Origin of the sequence: Bradyrhizobium sp. LjRoot220 (assembly GCF_964252915.1) — a bacterium.
Lineage (GTDB): Bacteria > Pseudomonadota > Alphaproteobacteria > Rhizobiales > Xanthobacteraceae > Bradyrhizobium.
Genome location: NZ_CAXUPS020000020.1, coordinates 1 through 5,758, shown reverse-complemented (window position 1 = coordinate 5,758; position 5,758 = coordinate 1). Strand labels below are relative to the sequence as shown.

General features: G+C 62.2%; 8 protein-coding genes. 7 read left to right on the top strand and 1 reads right to left on the bottom strand.

Annotated features, from left to right (window positions below; translation table 11 throughout):
- The first annotated feature begins 648 nt into the window (after window positions 1–648).
- The 7 genes from ACSQ84_RS35840 (at window position 649) to ACSQ84_RS35810 (ending at window position 4,980) form a co-directional block, all read left to right on the top strand.
- On the top strand, window positions 649–1,110 hold the full coding sequence (locus ACSQ84_RS35840; RefSeq protein ID WP_436216479.1) for an Hsp20 family protein: 462 nt from the start codon (window positions 649–651) through the stop codon (window positions 1,108–1,110).
- A gap of 73 nt (window positions 1,111–1,183) precedes the next feature.
- Entirely contained in the window at window positions 1,184–1,681 is a 498-nt protein-coding gene (locus ACSQ84_RS35835; RefSeq protein WP_436216478.1) for an Hsp20/alpha crystallin family protein, read from the top strand.
- An 84-nt stretch (window positions 1,682–1,765) separates the two neighbouring features.
- The gene (locus ACSQ84_RS35830; RefSeq protein ID WP_436216477.1) at window positions 1,766–2,104 is read left to right on the top strand and encodes a hypothetical protein; all 339 of its coding nucleotides are present in this window, start codon (window positions 1,766–1,768) and stop codon (window positions 2,102–2,104) included.
- Window positions 2,105–2,260: 156 nt separating this feature from the next.
- Window positions 2,261–3,373: a trypsin-like peptidase domain-containing protein gene (locus ACSQ84_RS35825; RefSeq protein WP_436216476.1), complete on the top strand. Its 1,113-nt coding sequence runs from the start codon at window positions 2,261–2,263 to the stop codon at window positions 3,371–3,373.
- Window positions 3,374–3,478: 105 nt separating this feature from the next.
- Window positions 3,479–4,201 carry a DNA-3-methyladenine glycosylase I gene (locus ACSQ84_RS35820; RefSeq protein WP_436216475.1) on the top strand — a complete coding sequence of 241 codons (723 nt, stop codon included), beginning with the start codon at window positions 3,479–3,481 and terminating at the stop codon, window positions 4,199–4,201.
- A 138-nt stretch (window positions 4,202–4,339) separates the two neighbouring features.
- Window positions 4,340–4,582, top strand: coding sequence for an antitoxin (locus ACSQ84_RS35815; RefSeq protein ID WP_436216474.1), 243 nt, complete (start codon window positions 4,340–4,342; stop codon window positions 4,580–4,582).
- A gap of 8 nt (window positions 4,583–4,590) precedes the next feature.
- Window positions 4,591–4,980, top strand: coding sequence for a type II toxin-antitoxin system VapC family toxin (locus ACSQ84_RS35810; RefSeq protein WP_436216480.1), 390 nt, complete (start codon window positions 4,591–4,593; stop codon window positions 4,978–4,980).
- Window positions 4,981–5,123: 143 nt separating this feature from the next.
- On the opposite strand, the gene ACSQ84_RS35805 is transcribed toward ACSQ84_RS35810, so the two are convergent.
- Window positions 5,124–5,758 (bottom strand): type VI secretion system tube protein Hcp (locus ACSQ84_RS35805; RefSeq protein WP_436216473.1); only part of this gene is annotated, 635 nt, incomplete at its 5' end.

The following is a 5,758-nucleotide window of genomic DNA, read 5'->3' as shown; positions in this document are numbered from 1 at the left end:
CTCCAGGTGCATTGACGCCAGCACCGCGACGTCAGGACCACACGTCTTCGCCGTACGCTATCCGCCACGGTCGTCTCCGTGACTTCAGCGTCCACCGCAACCCGTCCAACGTCCGTGACGACGGCCGACGCCCTTCTGAGTAGGACGGGATGGCCAAGGATATATCCTGATTTGGCCTTCCGGAAAAGCGAAATATTTTTTATTTTGGGGCTTGACATTTGTTCTGAATAACAGAAGTGATTGCCCGTCGGGCCGACTGGCTGCCGTCTGCCGCCGAGAAGCAGTCGAACTGGTGGAATGCGCCTTGGCCATCTCCTCCAGCGCGCGTGTGCCGGGTCGTCGGGACCGTATTTTTCAATTGGCGTTTTGGACGGCCGCGGATGAGCCAGAGCGGGCTGCATTCACTGTGCAACGCAGCAGGCGCTTCCAACGGAGCCAGGCCGTCCGGTCGCCTTACCTGCCATTAACGGCATGGCCCGGGATCCGCCGGATCCCAAAGAAAATTTTCGCAGATTTCCCCTTGAAAATTTTCGCCGTTTTTCTAAGTCGATCTTGCCGGACGCCAACTTGGGTCCGGCGAACCAGAGTGGGCGCCGGACGGTGTCCGACACCCCTTCGTATCCATCTTGCTCTTAGGAGGACTTGGCTATGAGGACGACTTTTGACTTTTCGCCGCTGTGGCGTTCCACGGTTGGCTTCGACCATCTGGCGGATCTGCTTGACGCGAGCCTGCGGCAAACCGCCGACGATAACTATCCTCCCTACAATGTCGAACGGTCCGGCGACGACGCCTATCGGATCTCGCTGGCGGTTGCCGGCTTTGGCGTGAACGATATCGCCGTCACCGCCGAACGGGACACGCTGATCATCGAAGGCAGGAAGCCCGAGGAGGCAACGCCGCGCGAGTACCTTTATCATGGCATCGCGGCACGGCCATTCCGCCGGGTGTTCAGCCTGGCTGACCACGTCAAGGTCAAGGAGGCGTCTTTCAAAGACGGCCTGCTGATCGTCGACCTGGTCCGCGAAGTGCCGGAATCGATGAAGCCGCGGCGGATCCCGATCCTGGGTGCGGAATCCACTCCGCAGATCGAGCAGACGAAAGCGGCCTGAGCCGCCGGCACGTTCGATGATGCACGCGCGGACCTGAGGCCCACGCGGAGTTTCTGCAAAAGAGGAGGACAACATGGGTTTTCGTGATCTTATTCCATGGTCGAAAAACCAGGAGCTCGTGCCGACGCGCGAGACCTTTGATCCGTTCATCACCTTTCACCGGGAGATGAACCGGCTGTTCGATGACGTATTCAGCGGGTTCGGAGCGCTGGGACGCAGCGGCAGCCCATTGATGGAAGGCCGCTTCGGCTGGCCGAAGATCGAACTGAGCGAAACCGACAAGGCGCTGACCGTTTCGGCCGAACTGCCTGGCCTCACCGAAAAGGACGTTCAGGTGGAAATCGCCCACGGCGTCCTGCGGCTGCGGGGCGAGAAGAAGGCCGAACGAACCGACAACGGAAAGTACTTCTCCGAGCGCTTCTACGGTTCGTTCGAGCGGCAAATCCCGCTTGATGGCGTTCTGGAAGAGAAGGCCGAAGCGTCGTTTCGGGATGGCGTCTTGACGATCACGCTGCCGAAATCCGAAGAGGCGCGTTCCGATGTCAAACGCATTCCAATCAGCAAGCAATGAATGCGGCTGGAGGCGGTGCAAAAGCGTCGCCTCCGACCATTACAGCTCAACGTCTCGCGGAAAGGAGCGTAAGGAGACAGACCGATGACCAAGACCAGTTCAACTCCGACTGAACATGCCCTCTTCCATCCCGCCGCCCATTACGATTCACCGGATGATGTTCTGAACGACCGGCAACTCTCCGACGCCGAGAAGCGCGTCGTGCTGTCATCCTGGGCCTCCGACATCTACGCGGTGGAATCCAGCCCGGCGCTGCGGGACGTTCCGGGAATCGGCCACAGCATCCGCCTGGCCGACATTCTCGCCGCCTTGCGCCGCCTCAACAGCGAGGACGACGATCCCGCGCCGCGCGGCGGGGCGGCGATACGCTGGCGGCGGCCGCGCTGGACCGCCGCCCTGTCCCGGAGATCGCTGCCATGCTGACGCCGACGGTCCTGGCGCTGGTGCTGGCCGGCCAGGCTTCCGCCGTGTGGGACGTACCGTGGTTCGCATGGCAACGTGACCTGCAGTGACTTACCCCCACCTGACGAAAAACCTTCGACCTCGGGTATGCCCCAGAGGAAGCACAAGAGAACACACGTGAACCGGATCATCTTGACGGCGCTTGGCGCCATTATTGGCGCGCTGCTCCTGACGACGCCGGCCTCGGGCCAGATTCCCGGCCTGAAAGCGGGCGGCGCGGTGCCCACGCTGGCGCCGCTGGTACGCGAGGTGACGCCGGCCGTGGTCAATATCTCCGTGCATGGGCGAGTCCGGCAGGATAACCCGCTTTATCGCGATCCGCTGTTTCGGGAGTATTTTGACGTTCCCAAGCATTTGGAGAAGGAGATCAACGCCACCGGTTCCGGCGTTATCGTCGACGCCATCAGAGGCTACGTCCTCACCAACAATCATGTCGTCGAGCAGGTGACCTCCGTCCAGATCACGACACGGGACGGCCGCCGGCTTTCCGCCAAGGTGATCGGCCGCGACCCCGCAACCGACATCGCCGTGCTGCGAATAAACTCCCCGACCGGCCTCAAGGCCGTCGCGCTCGGCGACAGCGACGCACTGGAGATCGGCGATTTCGTCATCGCGATCGGCAATCCCTTCGGATTGGGCCAGACCGTGACGTCGGGCCTGGTCAGCGCGCTGGGCCGGACCGGTCTCGGCAAGCAGGGCTACGAAGACTTCATCCAGACCGATGCTGCGATCAATCCCGGGAATTCCGGCGGCGCCCTGGTCAGCCTGCGGGGCGAACTGATCGGCATCAACTCGGCGATCATCTCGCCCGGCGGCGGCAACGTCGGAATCGGCTTTGCGATTCCCATCAACATGGCGCGGCGCGTGATGGACCAGATCGTCGAGAACGGCCGCGTCGATCGCGGCCGGATCGGCATTTCCCTGCAGGACATCCATCCGGCTTCCGACGCCGGCCGCAGCGAGGGCGCCAGGATCGCGGAAGTCAGCCCTGGATCGCCCGCGGAAACGGCGGGCCTGCGCAAGGGCGACATCGTGCTGAAGGCTGACGACCGGCCGATCCGCAGCGCGGCGCAACGGAGGAACAAGATCGGCCTGGCGCGCATCGGCGATCAGGTAAAGCTGACGTTCGAACGGGCTGGCATCGCCCACACCGCGACCGTCGCCGTGAGTCCGGCAACCGAACCATCAGCAGCGGCTCCGACAAGGAAACGGTCGCTGTTAGGTCCCTAGTGGGTTGCGCAGCTTGTGGCGGGCGGTATCGTGCCTGGCCGTGATACCCGACGCCTGCAGCTTCGCGGCTCGCGCGACCACAGAACGCCCCCGCAGGATCTGCGCATGACCATCCCATTCAAGACCATTCGTGCACGCGCCGAGAAGCGCAAGGGCGGGCCCAAAGCACTGAGCAAACTGCTGCCGCCCAAGCCGGAGGCGAAGGCGCTCGCGAAAATGAGCGACGACCGGATTCTCGCCGAGATGACCAAGCGGGTGTTTTCGGCCGGCTTCGCCTGGAGCGTGATCGAGAACAAATGGGATGGTTTCGAGAAGGCGTTCCTCGGCTTCAAGCCTGGGCCGCTGACGCTGCAGCCGGACGAATTCTGGGACGCGCTGATGAAGGACAGGCGTATCGTGCGCAATGGCGCCAAGATCATGTCGGTGCGATCGAATGCGAGCTTCGTGCGCGAGGTCGCCACCGAACATGGCAGCTTCGGCAAGTTTCTCGCGAACTGGCCCTCCTCCGACCAGGTCGGACTGCTCGACCTCTTGGCCAAGCGCGGCAGCCGGCTCGGCGGCAACACCGGCCAGATGATGCTGCGCTTCCTCGGATTCGACGGCTTCGTCACCTCAGGGGATGTGGTGGCGTGCCTGCGCGACGCCGGTCTCGATATCGCGGAGAGGGTGAGTTCGAAGCGCGACCTGGCGAAGGTGCAGGCGCAGTTCAACGAATGGGCCGAGGAAACCGGACTGCCTTACGTGCAGCTCTCACGCATCTGCGCCATGTCGGCCGGCGAGAATTACAGCACGGAGACGCTGGCGCGGTTTTTGGGTGGCGAGGAGTGAATACCGAAGTATTACGCAATAGGCGCTAAGTGCTCGCTTTTGGCGAGTGAGCGGCGATCGAAGAGATCGCCCCTCACCGACCGCTTGCAATTGCGTATATTTGGGCAGATGTCATGAGCATATGCCACGGAGATACCTGTGTCTAAATCGAAGCCGCGGCATGTCAGATTATTTCGCAATGGCCGTAACCAGGCGGTCGGGATCCCCGTGGAATTTGAACTGCCGGGCGACGAAGCGATCATGCATCGCGACGGCGATCGTCTGGTGATCGAGCCGGTGCGCAAGCGCGGACTGGTCGCCCTGCTCAAGACCATGAAGCCGCTCGAAGAAGCCTTTCCTGAAATCGACGATCCGGTGCCGGCGCGGGAGAACGTGTTTTGACCCGCTACATGCTGGACACCAACATCATTTCCGACCTGGTCAGGAATCCGCAAGGCAAAGCCGCGAAACGGATCGCCAAGGTGGGTGAGGGTAATATTTGCACCAGCATCATGGTGGCGGTCGAGCTGCGCTACGGATGCGCGAAGAGCGGCTCGGCGCGGTTGCTCAAAGCTGTCGAAGACCTGCTTGGCGAAATCGAAGTGCTACCATTGGAAGTACCGGCCGACACCGAATACGGCGGAATCCGATCAGAACTCGAAGCAGCCGGAAAGCCTATCGGCAGCAACGATCTGCTGATCGCCGCCCATGCCTGCGCGATTCAGGCCACGATCGTCACCGCCAATACCGACGAATTCAAACGTATCCGCGGCCTGAACGTCGAGAATTGGCTTACCTGAGCAAGCAGACCTGCGTCTGTGATTGCGCCCGTCAGCCGCAAAACGACCGGGTTCGAGGGTGCCGCCGCATCCGACCTCGGCGTCACCCTCGCAACTCCTGCATTCTACTTGCGCTGCGCAAATAGAATGTTCGCACTGGCCGATTACACCAGGAGAACGTCGTGGTGGGCGTGCACCATGGCAGCGAGCGCATCGTGGTCGACCGGATTGATCGAGCCGCCTTCTCTCCCGAGGTCGAAGCTGAAGGTCTGGCCGGCATCGAGCGATCCGTCAGGGTTCTGTTCGCGGATGGTCTCGGTCACCTGCGTGAAGTTGAACGCGACGGCCGTGTCATGGCCGTCGATGGCAATGCCGGACACCGTCGCATCGTCAAGTTGGAGGTGATAGACCTCGCTGGTGTGACCGTCCGTGATCTTCAGACCGACCAGGTCGACGGTCTCGATATGGCGGCCGTCGGCGGCGTTGCCGAGCAGCGACGTCAGACCGGGCGACACACCATCGAGGTCGACCATCAGCGGATCGAACACCGCCTTGCCGCTGCCGCCCCCGCCGCCTCCCGACGAAGCGAGCGTCGTCAGTTCGCCAAAGGTGAAGGCGTCTACCTCGAAGTAGCCGGTATAACCGTCCAGCTGCGACGTGCCTTCAATTCCGCCGATCTTCACCAGATAGGTCAGCGCGGGGTCTTCGTCTTCGTGCGCCATTGCGGCCAGCGCATCTTGGTCGACCGGATTGATCGAGCCGCCCTCACGCCCGAGATCGAAGCTGAAGGTCTGGCCGG

What these genes read in the sequence shown, in the direction of transcription:
- ACSQ84_RS35830 (WP_436216477.1), top strand. Translation starts at nt 1,766, where the DNA reads ATGACCAAGACCAGTTCAACTCCGACTGAACATGCCCTCTTCCATCCC.
- ACSQ84_RS35840 (WP_436216479.1), top strand. Translation starts at nt 649, where the DNA reads ATGAGGACGACTTTTGACTTTTCGCCGCTGTGGCGTTCCACGGTTGGC.
- ACSQ84_RS35820 (WP_436216475.1), top strand. Translation starts at nt 3,479, where the DNA reads ATGACCATCCCATTCAAGACCATTCGTGCACGCGCCGAGAAGCGCAAG.
- ACSQ84_RS35810 (WP_436216480.1), top strand. Translation starts at nt 4,591, where the DNA reads ATGCTGGACACCAACATCATTTCCGACCTGGTCAGGAATCCGCAAGGC.
- ACSQ84_RS35835 (WP_436216478.1), top strand. Translation starts at nt 1,184, where the DNA reads ATGGGTTTTCGTGATCTTATTCCATGGTCGAAAAACCAGGAGCTCGTG.